Raw genomic sequence first — 891 nt, 5'->3', positions numbered from 1 at the left:
ACGGCTTTCTTGAACGCGTCATTGCGCAACCTCACCTTCTCCAGTTGCCCCGACTCAAGGTAGTCAGTAAGACCAGGTCGCAACAACCAAATATCCCCTTGAGGAGGAAGGTAAAACATCCCAAACGACCGATGGGCCTCATCATCACTCCATACCGGAACAACCACCAGAGCCGCTCCGGTATCAATGTTGATCCATTGGGCCCGCGGCATCGGTTGCTCATGGACTTCAGGATCCAAAAACGGTGCAGTTCCTGCACCCCAACGTTCCTCGAAACGTTCATGGAAAATGGGCAGCAACGGCGAATCGTAGCGACGCCAAGCGCTCATCCTGAAGCACCTCCTAGCTAGCCGGCTTCCACCACAGAGGGGAAACCTGGATGGGTGGGGTATCTTGGGCCAAAAGCCTTGGTGCGTGGTAGCGCACCGGCATGTGATGGGACTGCAATCGATCACCTGGTGGGTGATCGGATGGCGATTGTTGGGGTGGCGGTGACGTAGTCTTGCCGGGACGTTCATTCTCAGCGCCGGTGGATGGACGTAATAATGCTTCGTAGGCTTCCATCACCCGGGCCAATGCCCTATCGGCGCTCTTGCGAGAAGCCGGGGAGAATGCTTCGGCAGACATGGTGTCTGGGTGGTAGCGGCGAACACCGGACCTGTAAGCCCGGGCGATCTCACGCCGCGTGGCCCCAACGTTCAGACCCAACACCAAGTATGGATCTGCAGGTTCGGCCACGTTCCCACCTCCTTCGATAACTCTTTCGATAGCCTTTGGGTTTAATCACCCATATGAGTGGTGAGGGGTGCCGGTGGGTCCCGGGGACTACTAGGGCCCAGAACTCACCGGCTCCAAAGAAACCGCTGGAGAGAACCGATCTTGTGGCGTTTT

At 57.2% G+C, this 891-nt stretch carries 2 protein-coding genes; both read right to left on the bottom strand.

Annotated elements, in window-relative coordinates:
• The coding region (locus ABEA12_RS15025; RefSeq protein WP_345468805.1) for a hypothetical protein at window positions 1–329 on the bottom strand (329 nt) is incomplete at its 3' end.
• Between the two features lie 13 nt (window positions 330–342).
• A complete protein-coding gene (locus ABEA12_RS18730) occupies window positions 343–711 on the bottom strand; it encodes a J domain-containing protein (RefSeq protein WP_425571789.1) in 369 nt (122 codons plus the stop codon).
• Between the last annotated feature and the right edge of the window lie 180 nt (window positions 712–891).

Source organism: Paeniglutamicibacter antarcticus (assembly GCF_039544305.1).
Taxonomy (GTDB): Bacteria; Actinomycetota; Actinomycetes; order Actinomycetales; family Micrococcaceae; genus Paeniglutamicibacter; species Paeniglutamicibacter antarcticus_C.
The sequence above is the reverse complement of the archived record's forward strand: the minus strand, read 5'-3'. Positions and strand labels throughout refer to the sequence as shown.